This is a genomic window from Mangrovibacter yixingensis (assembly GCF_020523985.1).
GTDB classification, from domain to species: Bacteria; Pseudomonadota; Gammaproteobacteria; order Enterobacterales; family Enterobacteriaceae; genus Mangrovibacter; species Mangrovibacter yixingensis.
Map to the genome: position 1 here is coordinate 17,348 of NZ_JAIVKM010000002.1, position 21,696 is coordinate 39,043.

The following is a 21,696-nucleotide window of genomic DNA, read 5'->3' on the forward strand; positions in this document are numbered from 1 at the left end:
TAATAAAGGACGATTTTTTTGGAAGATATTTCCACCACCACGTTGATTATCACCCTGGTGATCATGGTGTTGATTTCCGCCTACTTCTCCGGTTCGGAAACCGGAATGATGACTCTTAACCGTTATCGCCTGCGCCATCTTGCTAAACAGGGTAATAAATCGGCGCGGCGTGTTGAAAAGCTCCTGCGCACACCAGACCGCCTGATAAGCCTGGTGCTGATTGGCAACAACCTGGTCAATATTCTGGCTTCTGCACTGGCAACCATTGTTGGTATGCGCCTGTATGGCGATGCCGGGGTTGCTATTGCCACAGGTGTACTCACCTTCGTGGTACTAATTTTTGCTGAAGTGTTACCCAAAACCGTCGCCGCGCTCTACCCGGAAAAAGTCGCGTTCCCCAGCAGTGTGTTATTGGCTCCACTCCAGGTCATCATGATGCCTCTGGTGTGGTTGCTGAACATGATAACTCGCCTCTTAATGCGTACCGTGGGGATAAGAACCGACGCTGTGGTGAGTGCCGCACTCACCAAAGATGAACTGCGCACCATTGTTAATGAATCCAAATCCAAAATCTCCCAGCGTAACCAGGACATGCTGCTTTCTGTGCTGGATTTGGAGAAAGTGAGTGTTAACGACATCATGGTGCCGCGCAATGAAATCGTGGGCATTGATATCAACGACGACTGGAAATCGATTGTTCGCCAACTGACTCACTCACCGCACGGGCGTATCGTCCTCTACCGTGAATCATTGGATGACTCAATAAGCATGCTGCGTGTGCGTGAAGCCTACCGGTTAATGACGGAGAAAAAAGAGTTCACGAAAGAAGTGATGCTGCGCGCCGCCGATGAAATTTATTTTGTTCCCGAAGGAACACCACTCAGTACCCAGTTAATTAAGTTCCAGCGTAATAAAAAGAAAGTGGGCCTGGTGGTCGATGAATATGGCGATATTCAAGGGCTGATTACCGTTGAAGATATTCTCGAAGAGATTGTCGGGGATTTTACTACCTCTATGTCGCCTTCTCTGGCGGAAGAAGTCACTCCACAGAATGATGGCTCTGTCATTATTGAAGGGAGCGCCAACATTCGCGACCTCAATAAAGCCTTCAACTGGCAATTCCCCGAAGACGAAGCGCGTACCGTAAATGGGATGTTGCTCGAGGCTCTGGAAGAAATACCCGCGGCAGGCACACGGGTGAATATAGGCCAATACGATATTGATATTCTCGATGTGCAGGACAACATGATTAAACAGGTAAAAGTAACACCTGTCACACCACTCAAAGCCAGTGTTCAGGAAGCGGAATAATCACTGTTGACTCTACGCACAAAAAAACCTCTACCCGGCCAGGCAGAGGTTTTTTTCTACCCAAGAAAGGTATCAGGCTTTTGCTTTAGCAACAGTTACCATAGCAGCACGAATAGTACGGCCATTCAGAGTGTAACCTTTTTGCATAACGTGAAGCACGTTACCTGCTGTAACCTCTTCTGATTCTACCATGGCAATAGCCTGATGAACGTTCGGGTCCAGCGGTACATTCACATCACTAATCACTTCAACACCAAACTTGCGCACCACATCCAGCATAGATTTCAGGGTCAATTCAATCCCTTCAACCATAGATGCCATATCTGCATTGGCTTTATCTGCAACTTCCAAAGCTCGATCCAGGCTATCGATTACTGGCAGTAATTCATTAACGAATTTTTCCAGCGCAAATTTATGCGCTTTTTCGACATCCTGCTCAGTACGGCGACGCAGGTTTTCCATTTCCGCCCGTGCACGCAACACGCTGTCGTGTTCGCGCTGCTGAACTTCGGCTAACTGTTTCTCCAGGTTAGCAATCTGTTCATCGCGCGGATCCACCTGGTCCGCTGTGTCCGCAGCGTCTACTTCATCATGCTGTTCCATAACGATTTCATCCGGCTGAAGTTCTTCAGGTGTTTTCTGATCTTTACTGCTCATGAAATTCTCCGCGTTTTTTCGCATTTGTCTCGCTGGTTCGCTTATTATGGGGATCCGTTTCTGTGTTTCAAGGGAACAGGGCAGATTGTCGTGATCCAACCCCCATGTAAGGACCCCGTAATAATGAACAAACAGTTTAACTGCATCGGCATTGTTGGGCACCCTCGTCATCCTGGCGCGCTCAGCACCCATGACATGCTATGGCGCTGGCTATGCAGTAAAGGTTATGACGTCATTATGGAACAGCAAATTGCACACGAACTGGGCCTGAAACAAGCCCGTACAGGCACACTGGCAGACATAGGCCAGCAAGCAGACCTGGCTGTTGTGGTTGGCGGTGACGGTAATATGCTGGGGGCCGCAAGGGTTCTTGCCCGTTACGGAATTAAAGTGATAGGCATCAACAGGGGTAACCTGGGCTTCCTGACAGACCTTGACCCGGATAACGCCCACCAGCAACTCGCCGATGTGCTCGAAGGCCACTATATCAGTGAGCAGCGCTTTTTACTGGAAGTGCAGGTCTGCCAAAAAGACAGCCCGAAACGGCTTAGCACAGCAATAAATGAAGTAGTACTGCACCCTGGCAAAGTGGCGCACATGATAGAATTTGAAGTCTACATAGACGAAAAGTTCGCTTTTTCTCAGCGCTCCGACGGCCTGATTATTTCCACGCCGACAGGCTCTACCGCTTATTCTCTTTCTGCAGGCGGCCCCATTCTTACCCCTTCGCTGGACGCCATTACATTAGTGCCAATGTTCCCGCATACGCTTTCAGCACGGCCACTGGTTATTAATGGCAGTAGCACCATTCGCCTGCGCTTCTCTCACCGTCGTAATGACCTGGAGATAAGCTGTGACAGCCAGATTGCGCTCCCCATTCAGGAGGGCGAAGACGTCTTCATCCGCCGTTGTGACTACCAGCTAAATCTAATACATCCGATTGATTACAGTTATTTCAACACATTAAGCTCAAAACTCGGTTGGTCAAAAAAATTATTCTAAAATTAGCTTTTGCCACTTTACTGTATATAAAACCAGTTTATACTGTATGAAAACACAGCTCTGTTATTTTATACAGGAAGGTGGCTATGCTGTCACAACTCACAATAAGTAACTTCGCAATCGTTCGGGAACTGGAAATTGATTTTCACGCCGGGATGACCGCTATCACTGGGGAAACAGGTGCTGGGAAATCAATTGCTATTGATGCTCTGGGGTTGTGCCTGGGTGGCCGCGCAGAAGGTGACAGCGTGCGAGCCGGCACAGACCGGGCTGATTTATGCGCCCGTTTTCAGCTAAAAGACACACCAGCGGCGCAACAATGGCTGGAAGATAACCAACTGGAAGACGGCAACGAATGCCTGCTTCGCCGGGTTATCAGCGCAGATGGCCGCTCTCGTGGATTTATCAACGGCACCGCTGTGCCTCTGTCTCAATTACGTGAACTGGGGCAGCTACTTATTCAAATTCATGGGCAGCATGCCCACCAGTTACTGCTCAAATCAGAACATCAGAAGGCCCTGCTGGATGGCTTTGCCGGTGAGTATGCACTCACTCAGGAAATGAAACTGTGTTGGCAAAACTGGAACCAAAGCTGCCGTGCACTGGCACAACACCAGCAACAAAGCCAGGAACGCACTGCCCGGCTGGAACTGTTGCATTATCAGCTAAAAGAACTCAACGAATTTGCGCCCCAGGCAGGTGAGTTTGAACAAATCGATGAAGAGTACAAACGCCTGGCAAACAGTGGGCAGCTGTTGTCCACCAGCCAGCAAGCATTAGCCGTATTATCTGATACCGAATCAGCCGATGTACAAAGCCTGCTGTACACAGCCCGTCAGCAGGTTAGTGAGTTAGTAAGCATGGACAGCAAACTCTCCAGCGTGCTGGATATGCTGGAGGAAGCCGCCATTCAGGTCAGCGAGGCCAGCGATGAACTACGCCATTACTGCGAAAGCACGGAACTTGATCCTAACCGCCTGTTTGAACTGGAACAGCGTATTTCCCGCCAGATTTCTCTGGCGCGCAAACACCACATTTCCCCGGAAGAACTGCCTGGGTTCCACCAGGCTCTGCTCCAGGAACAGATGGAATTGGAAGAACAAGGCGAAGTACAAGACACACTAAGCGACACCGTAGCACAACATCATATTCGCGCACTGTCTGTGGCCCGTACCCTGCACGAAAAGCGTGAAATGCGCGCCGCAGAGCTGAGCCAGTTAGTGACTGATAGTATGCACTCACTATCCATGCCTCACGGGCAGTTCACTATTGATGTCACCTTTGATGAAAACCACCTGACACCAGAAGGCGCAGACCGCATTGAGTTTCGGGTATGCACTAACCCGGGCCAGTCTTTACAGCCTTTAGGTAAAGTTGCCTCTGGGGGTGAACTGTCGCGTATCGCGCTGGCTATTCAGGTGATCACCGCCCGTAAGATGGATACACCAGCACTTATTTTTGATGAAGTGGACGTAGGTATCAGTGGGCCAACTGCCGCAGTGGTTGGTAAATTGCTCCGCTCGCTGGGCGAATCCACTCAGGTGATGTGTGTGACACACCTGCCTCAGGTTGCTGGTTGTGCCCATCAGCATTTCTTTGTCAGCAAAGAAACCGATGGCACCGTTACCGAAACCCATATGCAGGCACTGAATAAACGCGCCCGTCTGAATGAACTCGCTCGTCTGTTAGGTGGCAGCGAAGTCACTCGTAACACGCTGGCGAATGCCAGGGAATTACTGGCAGCCTGATTCGCAACAATTACCCTCAGCTTCTGCACCGTGCTGTGTTTGTATAAAAAACAAACACAGCACGTTTTTTATGCCCTGTTTTCCCACTTACACTCAACTTTTTTTCAACTCTAAGGTCATACTGAAGCGCCTTAAGGTTTTAAACTGGCTGAAGGTTTATTATCATCGGCTACATGACACATGAGCCAGGCACAACTCGGGCCCAAAAAGGAATCTAAAAACTATGCGCTGTAAAACGCTGACTGCTGCCGCAGCGGTTCTTCTGATGTTAACCGCTGGTTGCTCCACTATGGAGCGAGTGGTGTACCGCCCTGATATCAACCAGGGGAATTACCTTACCAGTACTGATATTGCTCAGGTTCATAACGGTATGACCCAGCAGCAAGTTGCTTACGCACTGGGTACCCCAATGATGACCGACCCGTTCGGCAGTAACACATGGATTTATGTTTTCCGCCGCCAGCCAGGCCATGAAAAAGTGACCCAGCAAACCCTGACGCTTACTTTTAACAGCAGCGGTATCCTTACTAATATCGATAATAAGCCAGCTTTAACCGGTAAAGAAGGTTAAGTGCTCGCCTGCTTACCAGGCATTATGCCTGGTACAGCCAATAAAAAAGGTGCCAATGGCACCTTTTTTATTAGTCGGTTTACTACAGGGCAACCAACGGCAGCTTTATTTTTTGTTTGCCGACTGCTCCGCCCGCATACGCCGTAACGCTTTCGGGTCAGCAGTTAATGGCCGGTAGATTTCCACCCTGTCGCCATCCTGAACTGTATCGTTCAACTTAGCCGGGCGGCTGTAGATGCCAACTTTGTTCTTCTCAAGGTTAATATCTGTGCGCAATGCCAGTAACCCGGAAGCCTCAATCGCCTGTTGCAGGGTTGCCCCTTCGGTAAGCGTTACTTTGCGTAAATACTGTTTTTCCGGCAGGGCATATACCACTTCCACAGTGATTTCAGGCGACACGGTAAACCTCTTTCGCCCGGCTGGTGAACGCATTCACCATATTCGCGGCCAGCTCTTTAAAAATACGCCCAAAAGCCAGCTCAATCAGCTTGTTGGTAAACTCGAAATCAAGCTGAAACTCAATGCGGCACGCTTCCGGCGTGAGCGGCGTAAACTTCCAGCCTCCCATCAATTTTTTAAATGGGCCATCCACCAGGTGCATTAAAATCCGCTGGTTACTGGTCAGTTCATTGCGCGTGGTAAAAGTTTTACTGATCCCCGCCTTTGAAACATCAACGGCAGCGGTCATATGTTGTGAAGAACTTTCAATCACCCGGCTGCCCACGCAACCGGGCAAGAAGTCCGGATACGATTTTACGTCGTTAACTAACTGGTACATCTGCTCGGCACTGTATGGCACAAGGGCAGAACGATTGATCTGCGGCATAGTGTTTCCCGTGTTACATAAATCGCACAAATAATATCATTTATCGACGAGTAAAGAAAAACACTGAACGCAGCCATGGTAAGATGATATGTTTCTCACACTGGATGGGATGCATTTACGACAGGAATCCGTATACTGAGCAGCATTATGACGAAGAAAAAAACACACAAACCTGGCTCAGCCACCATTGCGTTAAATAAACGTGCCCGCCACGAGTTCTTTATCGAAGATGAGTTTGAAGCTGGCCTGTCCCTGCAGGGGTGGGAAGTGAAATCCATGCGTGCAGGTAAAGCAAACATTGGCGACAGCTACGTTCTGCTCAAGGATGGCGAGGCTTATTTATTTGGGGCCAATATCACCCCGCTTCAGGTCGCTTCCAGCCATGTAGTATGCGACCCAACCCGTACCCGTAAACTGTTACTGAACCAGCGCGAGCTCGATAACCTGTACGGGCGGGTAAACCGCGAAGGTTATACCGTGGTCGCACTGTCTCTGTATTGGAAAAACGCCTGGGCAAAAGTCAAAATTGGCGTTGCCAAAGGTAAAAAACAGCACGACAAGCGTACAGATATTAAAGACCGCGAATGGCAGGTTGATAAAGCCCGCATCATGAAACACGCGGGGCGTTAAAAGTGAATGTGCTGTTTTATTCAGCACTTAGGTAAAACGGATTCAGCCAACGCTGGTGTGCAGCAACTGAATTCTGTTATACTTTCACGAATACTTTGGGGCTGATTCTGGATTCGACGGGATTCGCGAAACCCAAGGTGCATGCCGAGGGGCGGTTGGCCTCGTAAAAAGCCGCAAAAAAATAGTCGCAAACGACGAAAACTACGCTTTAGCAGCTTAATAACCTGCTTAGAGCCCTCTCTCCCTAGCCTCCGCTCTTAGGACGGGGATCAAGAGAGGTCAAACCTAAAAGAGATCGCGTGGATGCCCTGCCTGGGGTTGAAGCGTTAAATCCAATCAGGCTAGTTTGTTAGTGGCGTGTCCGTCCGCAGCTGGCAAGCGAATGTAAAGACCGGACTAAGCATGTAGTACCGAGGATGTAGGAATTTCGGACGCGGGTTCAACTCCCGCCAGCTCCACCAATCATGATTGGACAGTGTATGGACTACACTATATAAAACAGGATGTTAGTCGTTACGGTAGTACGCTGACCAGACAGCAACGTGACAAAAAAGGATACGCAAAGGAGCCGCGGCTCTCTGTTGTGAAAAGCTCGCTTCGGCGGGCTTTTTTTTCATTCCCAGACTCGAATCATCATGCTTATCTTTCATCGATTGAGCCTGGCTAAAAACATGGTAAAGGTATGCATATGGACGCTACTGCGGACTTTTTGATTCGTAGTGAAGAAGATTTTTTAAATTTTTTGGAAGCCATTAAAAATTGCGAGGGCTTGGAAACAGAGGAATTTCTCTTTCCACATGTAAAATTTGAAGGCTGGCCTGTTCTTGATATCAATGTTAAAGGTGAGCGGTACCATTCCTCCATCACTTCAGCCATGCTGTTTGGGATGTCGATGCTTAACGAGGAAATTCAGCGCGCTTTCGCTACCATAAGATATGGCGCTCAAAATCTTCAACGATTAACGAATGAAGATAAGCAAAGACTTGATATTGTTTTTAACATTAGCGAAGGTTCCAGTGACGCTGAAGGTGTTACTGATAAGATCATCAACGCAGTGACTAGTTTTCTACGGGATTCTATGAACGGTATGACGGGTTGGCAAAAAATGTTGGTTGTAATCGCGATTGTTGGCGCAGCCAGCACTTGCGGATATCACTACATTTCTGAAAATGCCGAGAGTGAAAGGCATGCAACCGACCGACAAGTAGAAATCGCACAAACAACTTCTGATGGTATTAATAAAGCAATCAGAGCCACTTTAGATTACAAAATTAACGGCAAATCAGCCACCAGTGAAGAAGTTATCCACCATGGGCAGGCAGGGAAAAGTGCATTAGTTAAGCAACTCGCCGCAGATCCTACCGTTGAATCAGTAACTCTCGGTAATGAGAAACTCTCCCGCGAAGAGCTAAACACATATAATGGCCGACAGGCTATTGATAGGGACCGCCTGGAGAAAACAGATACGTTCTTTGTTAAAGGCGTAACAAGAACAGGACCAACAAACCAAGATATCAATATTAACGTCGTACGAGTTTCGAATGCGGATAGTTTCACTATAAAAGCTTCTGCTGATGTGATAACTCAAGATGAATTAACTGCCATTACTGATGCTTTGTCGAACAATACAACCATAAAAATTAGATACTTGGAAGTTATCGAGAAAGGTACCATCTCTTTAGGTCAGTTTAACACGGTTGCTACAGACTAATCTTTTTAGATATATAATCTTCTGTCATGGGGTGTCGTAGGTTCAAACCCTCTTGAGCCGACTAAACTCCCAAAGAAAACCAGCCTGTTAGGCTAATGCCGATCAGTTAAGTATCAGTTGACCGATCCAGTGGCTGTGTAAAAATCCGGAATTGCTCACCCGTTTCCGGATTTTTTTTATGCATATTGGACAAGCTCTCGATCTGGTATCCCGTTATGATTGTCTTCGTAACCCTCTGACTTCTCTGGACGACTATCTGGATCAGAAGCTTATTTCCCGCTGCCTTGAAGAATCCGGCACCTTCACCCTGCGCCAACGCCGCCTGCCGCTGGAAATTTCTTGTACAGTGTTGATACACCGACATCAAAAATCAGTGCTACGGTTTTCCGCGACTCCCCGGCAGCAATAAGCCGCCCCACCTGATCCCATTGTTCCGGTGAGAGCTTCGGCCGCCTACCACCAACTCTTCCCTCCTCTCTGGCAGCAGCCAAACCAGCCCGGGTGCGTTCGACAATAAGCTCACGCTCCATTTCCGCCAGGGCACCCATCACATGGAAGAAAAATCGCCCCATGGGTGTGCTGGTATCAATGCTGTCTGTCAGACTGCGAAAGTTAACACCACGCTGCCGCAGATCCTCAATCAGTACAACCAGGTGACGCATGCTGCGCCCTAACCTGTCGAGCTTCCACACCACCAGCGTGTCGCCGTCTGAAAGCATCCTGAGAAGCTTTTTTAACCCAGGGCGGTCTGATGTCTTTCCGCTGATTTTATCCTCAAAAATTAGCTCACATCCTGCACACTCGAGTGCATTTCGTTGTAATGCCGTGTTCTGGTCATTTGTTGACACCCTCACATAGCCTATCAGCACAAGTATTTCTCCCGGCAAAAGCCGAAAGAATGCCAAATAGCGGACGAACGGTCATTCTCTTAAACCTTGGTTTGGGAGAGGGGTCGGCATTACCTGTTGGTATACCTGTTCCGTGGCCAACATCCACAGCACCAACAGGCTGGCTGAAATGCAACGGTGCTACGTTCACTGCTGCAAATTATCCGAAGTTGGCACTGGTTTATCCCAGCCTTGTACTGCCAGACCTGCGGGGAGAGTTTATTCGTGGTTGGGATGATGGTAAGGGGATTGATTCAGCAAGAACTCTACTGAGTGAACAAGGGGATGCCATTCGTAACATTAAAGGTGGCATGGATGATATCTATTGTGGTGCTTCAGCTGGTGTGGATTCAGGTACTGCATTTTCAAGCTCTATCATTCAGGACACCACTGTTTATTGGGTTACTGCTGGGGCTACAAATGCTAATCGGCGGGTTACGCGGCTTGTGATGGATGCATCGAAAATGGTGCCAACAGCGAGTGAAAACAGGCCACGAAATATTGCGTTTAACTACATCGTGAGGGCTGCATAATGACGTCAGCAGTATTGGATAAAACCAAAATCACTACCGTGGCAGGGAATATCACCGTTTATAACTTCTCCGAACAAACCGGCGAATTCACTGGTTCAAGCGACGAGTACCTGTTAATTGGCGTTGGCCTCCCTGCACATTCAACTGACATTGCGCCAGGCGCACTGGATGCTGGCTATGTGTCAGTGTTCACCGGCACAAAGTGGGAGCAAAAAGAAGATCATCGTGGTCAAACAGTCTGGTCAACGACAAGTCGGGCTGAGTCAGTAATTGATTATATCGGCGCGATTAAAGATGGTTTTACGAGTATCTCGCCACTCTCTGAATATGATAACTGGGATGGCTCCTCCTGGGTTACGGACACCGATAAGCAACACGCAGCAGAGGTGTCTGCAGCAGAACAAACCCGACAGCAGCTCATTGACACGGCAATGGCTTCCATCAACGTTATCCAGCTCAAACTGCAGGCGGGCAGAACGCTGACTGACACAGAAACTACGAAACTGAACGCCATGCTGGATTATATCGACACAGTGAACGGTGTAGACACTTCAACTGCCCCAGATATTACCTGGCCTGACGCCCCTGAGTCTTCAAGTTAACTGGATGAACCTGGCTCTGTCGGCCAGGTAATATCTGGGGCAGTGCTGGTATCAATAGCGGTTACCGCATCAATGTAATCCAGCACTATATTGAGCCTAGTTATTTCATCACTGGTTAGTGTGCGTCCGGCCTGCAGCTTAAGCTGTAGCACACTGATATCCTGTAGCGCGGCGTTTACCCGGTTTTCTTTTTCATTCTCTGCCGCCGCAATTTGGTCCTGCTTTTGCTGTTCTGCTGCAACATCAGTCAGCACCCAGGTGTTATTATCACTGTCCCACGAATGGTAATTGTCGGGTCGGGCTTCCGAGGCTGTCAGTACGCCATCAGTCAGGTAGATATAGCACCCGCTGTTAACGGCTTTATAGAATTTGTTAGTCTGATCTTCGGTAATACTCACTGCATCAGATGGCAGGGCGTCACCAAAGTTTAACCCTGCTCCGTAAAAAGCCTGCGTTTGAACTGAAAATTGCATAATCCCCTCCTGTCAGTAACCAATCACAATCCATTTAACCGTGGTGTTAGCCAGTGTCGATGTCCCGGCCGCACGCCCATAAACACCTATAGTGCTCAGTGATAATGGAATAACAGCAACCACTTTTATGGATGAATAAGACCCGGCCTCACAGCCAACCCCTGCGCAATATTTAGTTGGAAAGGTTGTCGGGAGCGTGACGGTTGCTCCGGATGTTGTTGTTGATGTGCTGCCCCACTGGATGATGAGTTTTTTCTTTTCGCCATTAATCACCATGGGTATGTCGATGTGTCCTGCATCATCCAGAACTCCGGTGCACACCCCCGCAAGGGCGATATCTCCCAAACCAAGGTTTGCGAGAGCGGTGGCAATCGCTGCAGCACCATCAGCTTTGATGTCAGCAAACGGATTCGCCCGGCTTAAAAACAGCAATGGCAGCGCTGTCAGTAACTGGTTGCGTTGTGTTTTATCAAGGGCAATACCCGCCGCCTCAATAACACCGCAAATTTCCTCCTGGACAGAATCAAAATAATCAGCGTCCAGTGCCGTGGGCAGTTCACCCGTTTGCGGGTTACCGCCGGTAAAGCCGTTCTTGCCCTCGCCGAACTTGTCGGCCTGGGCTGTTGATGTATCAATACGATGCATGGTTACTCCGTGTAGCGGAAAATGACGTACGTGTGAGACGGTGCCAGTTTGCTGATAACACATTCAGCTACCGTGTCACCCCAGGCGCGTAAGGAAGACGTGCAGGTATCCACACAGGTCATTGCCGTGATTTGCGCTGACTCAGGGATATTGACCTGCCAGTAATAGCGCCACTCGTTAGAAAAAAGAGAATCAGTACAGAGTGAGTTACAGGTGAACTGGCTTTTCTGGTACCGGGTTATCGTGGCATCCGGATAACCCAGCGCTTCAAGCTGTGCCTGGTAAAAGGCCTCGTTAATGCCTCCGGCCAGGTTCAGTTTCGCATCCAGCCGCTGGCGCCGTTCTGAAAGTGTCTGGGTACCATCAGGAGTGCAGCTGTCCGGCAGGCCAGAAATCGTCTCGTAGCGGTCGATAAGTTCCGTCACCGTACGCGGGTCGATTTCATCCATCAGGTCATTACCCCGGGTGTGTACCCGGGACAGTGACGGTGCCAGGCCGGTCAGCAATAAATCATCCGGATCCCATGCCGGGCCACGCGGGAGCAAAACGCCCAGCATCTGCCGGTACTGTGCTGTCAGGTCCATGTAAAGTCCCCCACCACCCCAATTTCACCTTTGGCGATGTCGGTATCTGCTGCAGGGCTGACCAGTTCATGACTGTATTCCCCGGTGGCGATGGAAATGGCCTCGCTGATACGTGACGGTTTCAGCACGCCTTCCGGCACACCATCACGCAGCATCATGGCTCTGACTTCTGCCATCACGGCATAGCGCACTTCTTCGGTGTCCGGGTTCAGGCGGATGTGAAAATCAACGGTATGGGCTGCCGGGGCAAACACATACACATCAGAACCGGCAACCGGGGCCAGAGGTTCAATGTAAGCCTGTGCGGCCTCCACCACAGCATCATCCGGTATCGGGTTAATCAGGTCGCTGTTCGCCACCATCACGCCGACCGTTCCCACACCACTCCAGTGGCGGTAAGTCCATGCCCGGGTGATACCGGAAACCTCTTTAGCCCAGGTGATGTAATCCTGATCCGCACCGCTTTGGGGTGTGTAATACCAGCGCTCAATGATCCGCCCGCGCCAGGTTTCCAGGTCTTCTGTATTGGTTCCCCCTTCCACCGTGTCAGCCACACCGGCAGAGGTGAGCCCTTCAACCGGAGAAGTCAGCCGCATGGCGATACCATCATCGGTATTGCCTGTTGTTCCGGTATCATCACAGGTCACCGGCACCCGTAAAACGCCTTCTGACGTGGTGGCCGCAGCTGTGGTGGTGAACGACACCAGATCATCGCGCTGTATGGTGACCCCGGAGTCAATCGTGATACCCGATGCAGCACCCTCCCAGCGCACATAACCGGCTGCCGCAGTGGCATCTTTGCGGGGGCACCGTTTCATATTCCCGTGACGTAACAGCCAGTCTTCATCCGCCAGGTCCGGTAATAAATTCCGGGCAAGATAATCGATATAGCCATACACCGTATGCACCGCCGCGGCCTGCACCCGCGCATACACCTCGGCATCAGTGCGGCGAAGTGCGGCAAGTGTGGTGTCGGCGGAAAGCCGGGTAAGAATATCGCTGCGGATGGCGGTAATTAACTGGGGGAGTGTCGGGCGGGTAAAACCGCTGTCAGCCATTCAGTTCACTCCATAGGTCATTAAACCGGATTTCCTGTGTGGTGCCGTCATTCCGGTAAATCATGACAGCCAGGTAAAGCGTACTGAGGCCGGTACGTTCGGCGGTAACGTCCACCCGGGCGGCCACACCATCGGATGTCAGCCACGCCAGTGCCTGGGTTACATACTCCCGGGCTTTGAGTGGTGTTTTATTGGTGAGTTTCTGGCGCTTAAGGAGATACAGGCGGGAGCCGATACGGTCATTCTGCTGTGTTGGGTAAGTGTCGCCCCACCAGCCATTCGGCTCTTCCGGGCTGTCATCGGTTTCGGCATGCCGCCAGGTGAACAGGGAGATCACCACCGCCCGGGTTAACGCATCCATTGGATCAGAGACTTTCTGCTCTGCCCCGTTCACAACCAGGATCATGCGTCCTCCATTTTCTGGTTCGGTTCATCCGTTGTTCCGCCGCCATCGCCGTTTTCATCATGCGTGTGCGAGTCAAATACCCGTCGCATGGCGGCCATTGTTTTGCCCGTGCTGTCACACCTGTCCGTAATATTCCCGGTGGCTTCAATATCCATCTCAAACCGGGCTTTCGGGGCATTGGTGACCGTTACCGGATTCCCCGCACCGTTAATCACTATTCCTGAACGGCTCAGCGTGACAGACTGACCAATGTCGTCATAAATCGCCACTTCTCCGGCAGCCAGGCCTTTTATGCGGTACCGGCGGTCACTGGCCACCAGCACCACACCATGTGAGCGGTCGCCGTCAAAGTACGCCGCCACAGCTTCTGCCCCTGCTTTGGGTGCTGAGGTAAAGCCGTAAGGCTCCAGGTGTTCAATATCACTTTTCCCCTCACCGCCCGGCATGGATATCTGCAGAACCTGGCACTTTGCCGTGGTGGTCGTGGTGCGGATCACGGCTCGCTCGAGCAGATTACTGATTGCCTGGTGCAGGGAATGAAACAGATTTGCCATCAGAAGTACTCCTGTGTACTGCTGGCCTTCTTCTTGCGGGGTTTGGGGGGTTCCGGCAGATAAGCGTCAGGCGGGCCGACACGAATTTCACTGACCGTTCCCCCCTCATCCACCTGCCAGGTGACTTCTGCGATAACCATTTCCCGGTTGTCAAAACCCACCACCGGGTCGAAGACAATCACCTGCATATTAGGCTGCCACAGGGTGCCATCCCCCTGACGCCAGCCCTGTACCGTATAAGTCACTTCATCCGTTCTGGCAGCACGCTGGCGCATTTCAAACTCACTGCGTGAACCGCAACTGGCGGATGTGGCATTGCCGGTCTGGCGGATAATCAGCGGGCGGTAACGGGCTATGCCGTTATCCACGGTTTTCCCGCGGATTGCCGTTGTGGTTGCTTCGCCAAAATCGCTGTCGTTACCGGCGCGTTTACCCGCCACCTCGTAGACAGAAAAACGATCCTTAATACTCTGCTCGGTGTCACAGCTCAGAATGTTTTCGCCAAAGACCAGGGCGGTGGTGGCTTTAACCGCACCCGGGCTGCCAATCACCAGGTTACCGCTGGCATTGTCATAGGCCAGCGCCTGCTGCAACCCCAGCATCTTGTTCAGGACATCCATCACCGTATCGCCCTGGTCTGCCTGAATACCCTGCAGTGCGCCGGTGACGCCCCCGGCATCCACCACACTGATACCAAATGGCTTCGCCAGGGCGCTGGCTATCTGAACCATTGAGCGGCCACTGTATTGCGAGGGGGTGGCAGAACAGTCAATGAGGTCAGCCGTTTTGCTGCGACCGACAATACCCATGGTGATGCTGTGCGCGTCATAACGAACAGGCGTGGCCTCCACCCAGCCGGTAATCACCAGGTCGTCACCAATCAGCACTTCAACCCTGTCACCATTGCGGATCCGCGCCCGTTTCTTTGCCTGCTCTTCATCACCGGGCCACTGCCGGGTTATCTGAACATTAAAATCACGGGCAATACGTTCGATACCGGCTGATATTCTGACCGACTCCCAGCCGCCCCACTCCCGCCCGTTTACCCGCAGAATAACTGTATTGTTCATACTGCCGGGATCCTCAGGGTTTTCACCGGCACAAAGCCGGGGTGAATGACGCCGTTACGGGCAGTTATGTCACCTTCCCGCCCGGCATCGTCATACCAGTCGGCAGCCAGAACCAGTGCAGGAAGGACCTGCACCGGAGTGCGTTCAGTCAGACGGGTCGACTGTTCCAGCCTGGCGCTGATGTCGTTATTCACATCCGTGCGGATCTGGCGCAGGGCAAGAAACAGTGTGTCATCCGTCACCCGTGTCAGCTCCTGGTCAATTGCGGTATTCAGCACTTCCCGGACGGCGGTTAAATCATCCCATGACGGGGTTTCATCGGTACTGACAGATGTGGTGACGCCCACGCTACCGGCATCGGTATCAGGCAAAATATCCGTTACCGCCGGGTGGCTGACCTGAGCAGTCTGCCCGGTTGTCACGGTGGTGGTGGTGCTTTTTGGCAGACTGACAACGGTATAAGCCGCTTCACTCAGTGCCGTTGTGCGTATGGCCTGCGCCACCGTATTGCTCTGGGTGGTGCGGGTCTGCGTTGTGGTGCTGTCCGTTTTCCAGACACCTCGCGGTGCCAGACCGCTATCCAGCGTGACACCTGACAGGCCTTTGACCATGGAGATAAGATCAGACGTGTTTCCACTAAGACGGGTACCGGCCCGCCACAGCGTCTGCAACTGGTTGACAAAGTTCATGCCACTGGAAGGCGGCATCAGCAACACCGACAGGTCACCCTGCAACAAACGGGATGCCGCACTGATACCGGAATCCACGTACTTAAACGCATCGGTGACGGTGTCCATCATGGCAGAAGCATCGTCCAGAACGCCGCTCTGAAGAAAATCAGACAGCCCGTCCAGACCAAATGATGAGAATGCCGACGAAATACAGTCATCCAGTAAGGAGCAGGAGTCGGCCAGTTTGGTTCCGGTCGCAATACCGGCTGAAGGAAATGACAACTCCCCCGCTTCGATAAAGCTGAAACTGACGCGGCACATACGCCCTTCTTCCCGGGTATGGCTGACACGAGCCTCATCAGAAACAGTCACTGTCATTTCACCATAATACGGGTGGACCAGTGTGCAGGAGCCCGGTTTCTCGATGGCTTCAATCAGGCGGTTACGCTGCTCAAAGTAATCGTCACCAACCAGATAAGCCTGAACACTGAAGCGGCGCGTAGCCCGGCCTAAATCCTCCACCCAGGGCTTATCCCGGCCAGGATATTCATGTGTCTGTGTCCGTCGCCCAAAGGAGGCTTCATCCTCGTCCACTTTAAACGGAACACCACGTAGTGAGGCATCCTGGAGATTATCTGTCCAGCTCATGGTTTCTCCGGGTATAAAAAAACCCGCCGAAGCGGGTTTATATAAAAACGAATATTTGAGTGGCTTACATCTGCCCACTCATGTGCAAAGTCAGTCAAAATCAGGCCACAGTATTCAGGCTTATCAGAAGAGATATTTAGCGAAGGCCAGACAAAGCTAACTGATAATCAATTTTCTTTATTTGTGATATAGAGAGATTGATTAATAACCTCTTTCTGAGACTTAATGTAATCATCAGTGACCTTCGTCACGGCATTGTATAAATTATCACCGGATGCCAGAGGAACTGTTTCTGATCCCAGAGTCAGTGTGAAACTGGGTTGATACTGGCTCGTGTAGTGAACAGCTGTAGTGACTTCCAATTTAGCAGGGACCTTGAGAGATATTGACTCTGGTGTCGCTTTCTTTTCATCATCCTTGACCCCAACATTGATAGCATCAGCTGCCAGCTGTAGCTTCTTTTTAAGGGCATCTTTGTACTCATCCATATTAGCCATCGTGAGCAGTTCATTATCCATACTCTTATCGTCAAACTGGAGTTTGACGCTGACAACTTTATGCTCTTCACGCACATCACCCAGCTTAACGGCTCCCCCGTCCAGTTGAATAACATGCTCATCCTTAAACGTCACATTTCCCGAGTAAACCAGAGATGCGAAGATCACTGAAGCACCAATAACAACACTTCCCGCTATGATTTGTTTCATTTTTTTTCCCTTTATTGATGTATGTATAAATCCTACAGCAATGCTAGGAATATTCTTAAAAATTATTATGTAGCGACACTAAACTATCGCCCTGAATAACGGTTGTACCCCACATCGTAGCTGACATTCCATGGGTTAGCCGCACCAGTCCCAGGCGTTACCCGCATGCCCGGTGGCGCATTATCAAAAGACACTTTCAGTTCACTCTGTTGTGGCCTTGGGCTTGCCAGCGGTACTGATGAATTCTGGCTGCCGTCAACATTCAGCAATTCTTTCAGCCGGGGAATAAAGCCTTTATACCCCCGGTCACTCTCGGATTTCTGCACCTGTTCGGCCATATACGTGCCAATATCCATATTATTTTTCGCCGCTTCCTGGTGCATGGAATCCAGCTTTTTCATCAGTTCAAACAGAACACTGATGGTCACCGTAATGGTGCCCATGCTGGCTATGCCGCGCAGGTTTTTAGCCAGCCCACCCGCAGCACCATTGGCACCGGACAGCCCTTTCAGCATCGATGTCAGCCAGGCACCGGCAACAAGGGTGGAGATCCCCATCAGTACCGGCTCCCACCCACCAAGGAGTTGAACCACGTCATTGATGTTATTCCAGACATCTTTCACCACCGGCCCGACTTTATCCCAGTTACTGACAATCAGCCCGGCACCAATCACCAGCAGGGACACCATTTTACCCATGGTGGACATCTTCATAATGGCATCAAAGGTTTTGAAGGCCTTTGTCGCCACACCAACGGAAGACGCAATGCCCACCAGCGTTAAACCAAACTTCAGGGTTTTGCGGATCAGTTCCGGGTTCTCTTTTACAAACTGGCGGAACTGCTCGAGCATCGGCTGAATTTTCTTTGTCAGCTTCACGATGTCCGGGAGGAAGATTTCACCGATAGTGATACTGGCCGCATCGAACTGGTTTCGCATCAGTTGCAACGCGTTCGCCGTGGTGGCGGCCCGTGAATCGTATTCTTTCTGCATGGACCCGGCATATTGCTGGGCGTCTGCCACACGCCGGAAATTGGTTTTCAGCAACTCCAGATTAGTGAGCATGGGGAAAATGGCAGCAGAAGATTCAGAGCCGAACAGGGTAAACAGCGCGGCAGACTGACGGGCTTTGTCCACCTTACTGATAGTCTCGAGCACTTTAAGCACGGTACCGGCGGCATCTTTCTGCATGTCCTGAGACAGTTTGACACCATCAAACCCCAGTTGCTTAAGGGCACCAGCCTGAGATTTACTCAGCGCCTTCCCGGCTGTCAGCGTTTTGGTGAAATTCTTGATGCCGGTGGCGGCAATTTCTGATTCCACCCCCATGCCCGTGATGGTGGCCCCCATCGCGGCAACCTGCCCACTGTTCAGCCCCGCCGTTTTACCAATTGCGCCAATTCGCGTCACAACATCAGAAATTTTACGGGCGTTGGCCGGGCCGGTATTGCCCAGGAAGTTAATCTTGTCAGCCAGCGTCACCACTTCACTTTGGGACATTTTAAACGCGGTACGCCAGGTCGCCATCATCTGGCCTGACTCTTCCGCTGTCTGGTCAAAGGCCACGCCCATTTTTACTGCATCTGAGGCGAACTGTTTTAGATCCTGCCGGGCAATACCTGCCTGCCCGCCTGCCGCCACAATCTGGCCTATCCCTTCGGCAGCCATGGGAAGCTGAGTGGACAGGGTCAGAATGTCATCACTCATCTCTTTAAACTGCTGCGGGGTATCAAAGTTCACAACCTTACGGACATCGGCCATGGTCGATTCAAACGCAATGGCCTTATTGATCGGGACCGCAAATGCTGTGACCAGCGCGGCGCCCATGGCAGCCGCATTGATCATGATGCTTTTGGCTTCTTTCTGAAACCCTTTGAGGTTTTTGCTCATCCCTTTCAGTGGACCGGACATCTGGTCCACTGCGGTGATGATGGCCTTCAACTCAAAACTGTCAGCCATGATTTATTTCCTCACTGATGCGTACCGCTTCGGCTTCCATTTCCAGAAACCGGCTGACTGCCACAGATTTCAGTTCCAGAGGGTTTATGCGCCAGAAGTGGGCGGTGTTGTAGAGTCGCTTTCTGAGGTGGCGCTGCTCTCCGACCCCGTAAAAAAACCGACGATACTCATCGACACCATAAACACATCTTTAAGCACCATCTGGCTGGCCGATGAACGTGGGATCCCCGCCAGAACCGGGATGTATTTCAGGGCAGAGCGCGTATCCAGCTTCATTTCACCACTTTCGGTATAACTGAACGGGATACCCATTTGCTCCACTTCATCGTAGGTGGGCTCACGCAGCTCCAGCACGCTGAGTTTTTCCCCGGCAGCCATAATGGCCCGGGTCAGTACGATTTCTTTCACTGGTAGTCTCCTTCGGTACCGTGGAATTCAGCATCCACTGTCCCTTCTTCGGGATTGTGGTTCGCTTCACCATGCAGCCAGGAATTTGACAGGACGTAGACCATACCGTTAGCCAGTTCGGCGGTAATGGTCATCGAATCTGATGAGGTGATTTTGCTGACAGGGAAGTCTTTTGGCACCTTGAAGGTGCCTTTGACATACGGTGCCCGGTGGGTTTCCTTCCGGTCAACCGAGCCATCCAGGCCAATCACATCATCATTCAGCGTGGTGTTCATCGGCACTTCAATGCCGCCGGTCAGCGACAACTGAAGCCCGTCAACTTTGAAATAACAGGTACCGGCAATACGGGACATTATTCACTCTCCTCGTTGTACTGCAGGCGGAACTGGTTCAGCACAGCAAACGTCCGCAACTGGTTGACATAATCCGGCGGGAACAGCACATCCACCCGGTTCGGGTTATCCGTGTTGCGTTCAACAATCAGGTGGGCTTTAAACAGGTCGTAATTCTCGACGATCCCGTTACGCTCCATGGTGCGGTACACCGTGCACAACTCCCCTTTAATGACCGCCGGGGTGACGATGGCCTGACCGGCACCGAACCGGGTACCGTCATCAGCCAGTTTGTGGCGCGGGTACTTGCTGGTGATGATGCTTTTCAGCTGGCGTAACACGTAAGCGCTGGTGTGCAGGGTTTCACTGTCCAGATAGCTGTTATCCGCCACCCCGTACTTGTTGGTCTGGTACGTGGTGATATCGCGCTCAATACACAGCTCTCCGCCGGACGTATACGCTGTGGCAATACCGCGTTTCAGCAGCGACTGGCGCTCTGTCATGATGAAACGTGAACCGGCTTTTGCCGGGAGTGCGCCGGTCAGCACACCGGTCTGCGTGGGGCGGGCCGGATCATTACGGATAAACACCGCATTACGGGCCGTGCGCAGCGCCACCAGTTCATCCACCGCCGTCTGGGTTTCCGGCTCATACCCGGCCACTGAAACATGCTGTTTGTTCTGGGTGTCACCAAATGTCACCAGGTCAGACAGGGTGCCAGCTTTGGCGGTATAAACATGCCCGTATAACTGCCGGGCGTAACTCCAGCGACCGGAATCGTCGTTCATTTCCAGTGCCAGGGTTTCAACCGAGGCGGAATCACTGAATGGCAGGCCGATAAAATCAAACGCTTCATCGCCCATCGCCGCCACTGCGGCATCGAGTTCTGGTGCGCCGGTCCCCCCTGACATCGCCACAATGGCGACCGTCACACCGTCCGGTAAGTCTTCCCCACCCACGGTATCGTAGTAATTCATCACCACAGGAATCTCATTGCCACACAGCCCGGCATGCCGGGCTGTCAGGGTTATCACCCCTGCCCCCGCCGCAGCTGTCACGGGTAAATCCAGGTCAGCATTGATGGCATCCGCCAGAGCAGAAGCCATCTCACTCACCGTGTCACCGGTGGCAACGGCTGACTGCACCCGTTCGGTACCGATATACAGACTCAGTGTGCCAGAGGCCTGAGCCGCACCGGTCAGGGTGAGGGTCCCGGTGGCGGCGTCCCCTTCCGGCGCATCCACCGCAATCACCCATAATTCTCCATAGGGATCGACATTACGGTATTTGCTCACCATCCGTGCCAGCTGGCTTCCGCGCCCGGCCTGTTTCCCGGCCAGCCCGGCAGACGGCATGATCACCAGCTTATTACGCGTGATACTGCTGCCCGTGTTCGCCATGGCGATAATCAGTGATGCCCCGCTGTCGGTTTCCGTGTTGGCCTGGCTGTTATCCATTTCGGCATAAAACAGCGGCACACGGAGATCCGATGGCACCGAATTAAAACTGACGGTCATGCTTCACCACCTTGTTTGTCGGTTGCTGTGGCAGCTTTTGTCACCGCCACAACCTCTTCCACATCTCCGGCCGCCAGGCGCCGGATCCAGTAACTGCTTTTTTCGACGTTTCGCCCGGTTTCAGGCAAAAGGTCGCCACGGGCCGGGTCGGGAACCGACCGCCCGTTTACAGGTTTCAGTTTCATGA

At 51.6% G+C, this 21,696-nt stretch carries 26 protein-coding genes, 1 other RNA gene and 1 pseudogene; 10 read left to right on the plus strand and 18 right to left on the minus strand.

The genetic code is table 11. From position 1 onward, the window contains the following. Positions 1-18: 18 nt before the first annotated feature. Positions 19-1,311, plus strand: a complete 1,293-nt coding sequence (locus tag LC084_RS10645) for an HlyC/CorC family transporter (RefSeq protein ID WP_226571225.1) — start codon at positions 19-21, stop codon at positions 1,309-1,311. Positions 1,312-1,383: 72 nt separating this feature from the next. Here the strand turns inward: LC084_RS10645 and grpE are convergent, their stop codons facing one another. Then, a complete protein-coding gene (gene grpE / locus LC084_RS10650) occupies positions 1,384-1,968 on the minus strand; it encodes a nucleotide exchange factor GrpE (protein WP_226571226.1) in 585 nt (194 codons plus the stop codon). 123 nt (positions 1,969-2,091) lie between these two features. Here grpE and nadK point away from each other — a divergent pair, with 123 nt between their 5' ends. From nadK to bamE, 3 genes are all read left to right on the plus strand, one after another. Beyond that, positions 2,092-2,970: an NAD(+) kinase gene (gene nadK / locus LC084_RS10655; protein ID WP_226571227.1), complete on the plus strand. Its 879-nt coding sequence runs from the start codon at positions 2,092-2,094 to the stop codon at positions 2,968-2,970. Between the two features lie 86 nt (positions 2,971-3,056). Then, positions 3,057-4,718: a DNA repair protein RecN gene (gene recN, locus LC084_RS10660; RefSeq protein WP_226571228.1), complete on the plus strand. Its 1,662-nt coding sequence runs from the start codon at positions 3,057-3,059 to the stop codon at positions 4,716-4,718. 223 nt (positions 4,719-4,941) lie between these two features. Further along, the gene (bamE, locus tag LC084_RS10665; RefSeq protein ID WP_226571229.1) at positions 4,942-5,289 is read left to right on the plus strand and encodes an outer membrane protein assembly factor BamE; all 348 of its coding nucleotides are present in this window, start codon (positions 4,942-4,944) and stop codon (positions 5,287-5,289) included. A gap of 105 nt (positions 5,290-5,394) precedes the next feature. Here bamE and LC084_RS10670 read toward each other — a convergent pair whose 3' ends face one another. Together LC084_RS10670 and LC084_RS10675 are read right to left on the minus strand one after the other, a co-directional pair. Beyond that, positions 5,395-5,688, minus strand: coding sequence for an RnfH family protein (locus LC084_RS10670; protein ID WP_226571230.1), 294 nt, complete (start codon positions 5,686-5,688; stop codon positions 5,395-5,397). Continuing rightward, positions 5,678-6,115 carry a type II toxin-antitoxin system RatA family toxin gene (locus LC084_RS10675; protein ID WP_226571231.1) on the minus strand — a complete coding sequence of 146 codons (438 nt, stop codon included), beginning with the start codon at positions 6,113-6,115 and terminating at the stop codon, positions 5,678-5,680. Before LC084_RS10675 ends, LC084_RS10670 begins: the two co-directional genes overlap by 11 nt. A 147-nt stretch (positions 6,116-6,262) precedes the next feature. On the opposite strand from LC084_RS10675, the gene smpB reads away from it, so the two are divergent. The 4 genes and pseudogenes from smpB to LC084_RS10695 form a co-directional block, all read left to right on the plus strand. Then, positions 6,263-6,745 carry an SsrA-binding protein SmpB gene (gene smpB / locus LC084_RS10680; RefSeq protein WP_036104014.1) on the plus strand — a complete coding sequence of 161 codons (483 nt, stop codon included), beginning with the start codon at positions 6,263-6,265 and terminating at the stop codon, positions 6,743-6,745. 97 nt (positions 6,746-6,842) lie between these two features. Continuing rightward, positions 6,843-7,206, plus strand: a transfer-messenger RNA (tmRNA) gene (ssrA, locus tag LC084_RS10685). Between the two features lie 227 nt (positions 7,207-7,433). After that, on the plus strand, positions 7,434-8,456 hold the full coding sequence (locus LC084_RS10690; protein WP_226571232.1) for a hypothetical protein: 1,023 nt from the start codon (positions 7,434-7,436) through the stop codon (positions 8,454-8,456). Between the two features lie 178 nt (positions 8,457-8,634). Next, positions 8,635-8,793: pseudogene (locus LC084_RS10695) on the plus strand (transposase domain-containing protein); the annotation flags it as partial. On the opposite strand, the gene LC084_RS10700 reads toward LC084_RS10695, so the two are convergent. Further along, on the minus strand, positions 8,759-9,325 hold the full coding sequence (locus LC084_RS10700) for a recombinase family protein (RefSeq protein ID WP_226571233.1): 567 nt from the start codon (positions 9,323-9,325) through the stop codon (positions 8,759-8,761). The pseudogene LC084_RS10695 and the gene LC084_RS10700 overlap by 35 nt on opposite strands. Before the next feature lie 29 nt (positions 9,326-9,354). Here LC084_RS10700 and LC084_RS10705 point away from each other — a divergent pair, with 29 nt between their 5' ends. Then, positions 9,355-9,876, plus strand: coding sequence for a phage tail protein (locus tag LC084_RS10705; protein ID WP_226571234.1), 522 nt, complete (start codon positions 9,355-9,357; stop codon positions 9,874-9,876). Further along, a complete protein-coding gene (locus LC084_RS10710; protein ID WP_226571235.1) occupies positions 9,876-10,478 on the plus strand; it encodes a tail fiber assembly protein in 603 nt (200 codons plus the stop codon). Before LC084_RS10705 ends, LC084_RS10710 begins: the two co-directional genes overlap by 1 nt. On the opposite strand, the gene LC084_RS10715 is transcribed toward LC084_RS10710, so the two are convergent. The 14 genes from LC084_RS10715 to LC084_RS10780 form a co-directional block, all read right to left on the minus strand. Further along, positions 10,475-10,951 carry a tail fiber assembly protein gene (locus LC084_RS10715; RefSeq protein ID WP_226571236.1) on the minus strand — a complete coding sequence of 159 codons (477 nt, stop codon included), beginning with the start codon at positions 10,949-10,951 and terminating at the stop codon, positions 10,475-10,477. The genes LC084_RS10710 and LC084_RS10715 overlap by 4 nt on opposite strands. 12 nt (positions 10,952-10,963) lie before the next feature. Continuing rightward, positions 10,964-11,596, minus strand: a complete 633-nt coding sequence (locus LC084_RS10720) for a gp53-like domain-containing protein (protein ID WP_226571237.1) — start codon at positions 11,594-11,596, stop codon at positions 10,964-10,966. Positions 11,597-11,598: 2 nt separating this feature from the next. After that, complete coding sequence (locus tag LC084_RS10725; RefSeq protein WP_110026509.1) at positions 11,599-12,180, minus strand: YmfQ family protein; 582 nt, start codon at positions 12,178-12,180, stop codon at positions 11,599-11,601. Beyond that, entirely contained in the window at positions 12,171-13,238 is a 1,068-nt protein-coding gene (locus LC084_RS10730) for a baseplate J/gp47 family protein (protein ID WP_226571238.1), read from the minus strand. The genes LC084_RS10725 and LC084_RS10730 overlap by 10 nt, the downstream gene beginning before the upstream one ends. Continuing rightward, entirely contained in the window at positions 13,231-13,644 is a 414-nt protein-coding gene (locus tag LC084_RS10735; RefSeq protein ID WP_226571239.1) for a phage GP46 family protein, read from the minus strand. Before LC084_RS10735 ends, LC084_RS10730 begins: the two co-directional genes overlap by 8 nt. Further along, positions 13,641-14,198: a phage baseplate assembly protein V gene (locus tag LC084_RS10740; protein ID WP_226571240.1), complete on the minus strand. Its 558-nt coding sequence runs from the start codon at positions 14,196-14,198 to the stop codon at positions 13,641-13,643. Before LC084_RS10740 ends, LC084_RS10735 begins: the two co-directional genes overlap by 4 nt. After that, positions 14,198-15,268 (minus strand): phage baseplate assembly protein, encoded by a 1,071-nt coding sequence (locus LC084_RS10745; RefSeq protein ID WP_226571241.1) that lies wholly within the window; start codon positions 15,266-15,268, stop codon positions 14,198-14,200. The genes LC084_RS10740 and LC084_RS10745 overlap by 1 nt, the downstream gene beginning before the upstream one ends. Further along, on the minus strand, positions 15,265-16,587 hold the full coding sequence (locus LC084_RS10750; RefSeq protein WP_226571242.1) for a DNA circularization protein: 1,323 nt from the start codon (positions 16,585-16,587) through the stop codon (positions 15,265-15,267). Before LC084_RS10750 ends, LC084_RS10745 begins: the two co-directional genes overlap by 4 nt. Before the next feature lie 167 nt (positions 16,588-16,754). Next, positions 16,755-17,294: a hypothetical protein gene (locus LC084_RS10755; protein ID WP_226571243.1), complete on the minus strand. Its 540-nt coding sequence runs from the start codon at positions 17,292-17,294 to the stop codon at positions 16,755-16,757. An 83-nt stretch (positions 17,295-17,377) separates the two neighbouring features. Continuing rightward, positions 17,378-19,252 (minus strand): phage tail tape measure protein, encoded by a 1,875-nt coding sequence (locus LC084_RS10760; protein WP_226571244.1) that lies wholly within the window; start codon positions 19,250-19,252, stop codon positions 17,378-17,380. A gap of 84 nt (positions 19,253-19,336) precedes the next feature. Next, positions 19,337-19,660: a phage tail assembly protein gene (locus tag LC084_RS10765; RefSeq protein WP_226571245.1), complete on the minus strand. Its 324-nt coding sequence runs from the start codon at positions 19,658-19,660 to the stop codon at positions 19,337-19,339. Further along, the gene (locus tag LC084_RS10770) at positions 19,657-20,013 is read right to left on the minus strand and encodes a phage tail tube protein (RefSeq protein WP_110028288.1); all 357 of its coding nucleotides are present in this window, start codon (positions 20,011-20,013) and stop codon (positions 19,657-19,659) included. Before LC084_RS10770 ends, LC084_RS10765 begins: the two co-directional genes overlap by 4 nt. Then, a complete protein-coding gene (locus LC084_RS10775; protein WP_226571246.1) occupies positions 20,013-21,509 on the minus strand; it encodes a phage tail sheath subtilisin-like domain-containing protein in 1,497 nt (498 codons plus the stop codon). Before LC084_RS10775 ends, LC084_RS10770 begins: the two co-directional genes overlap by 1 nt. Next, positions 21,506-21,694 carry a DUF2635 domain-containing protein gene (locus LC084_RS10780; protein ID WP_226571247.1) on the minus strand — a complete coding sequence of 63 codons (189 nt, stop codon included), beginning with the start codon at positions 21,692-21,694 and terminating at the stop codon, positions 21,506-21,508. Before LC084_RS10780 ends, LC084_RS10775 begins: the two co-directional genes overlap by 4 nt. Positions 21,695-21,696 lie beyond the last annotated feature (2 nt).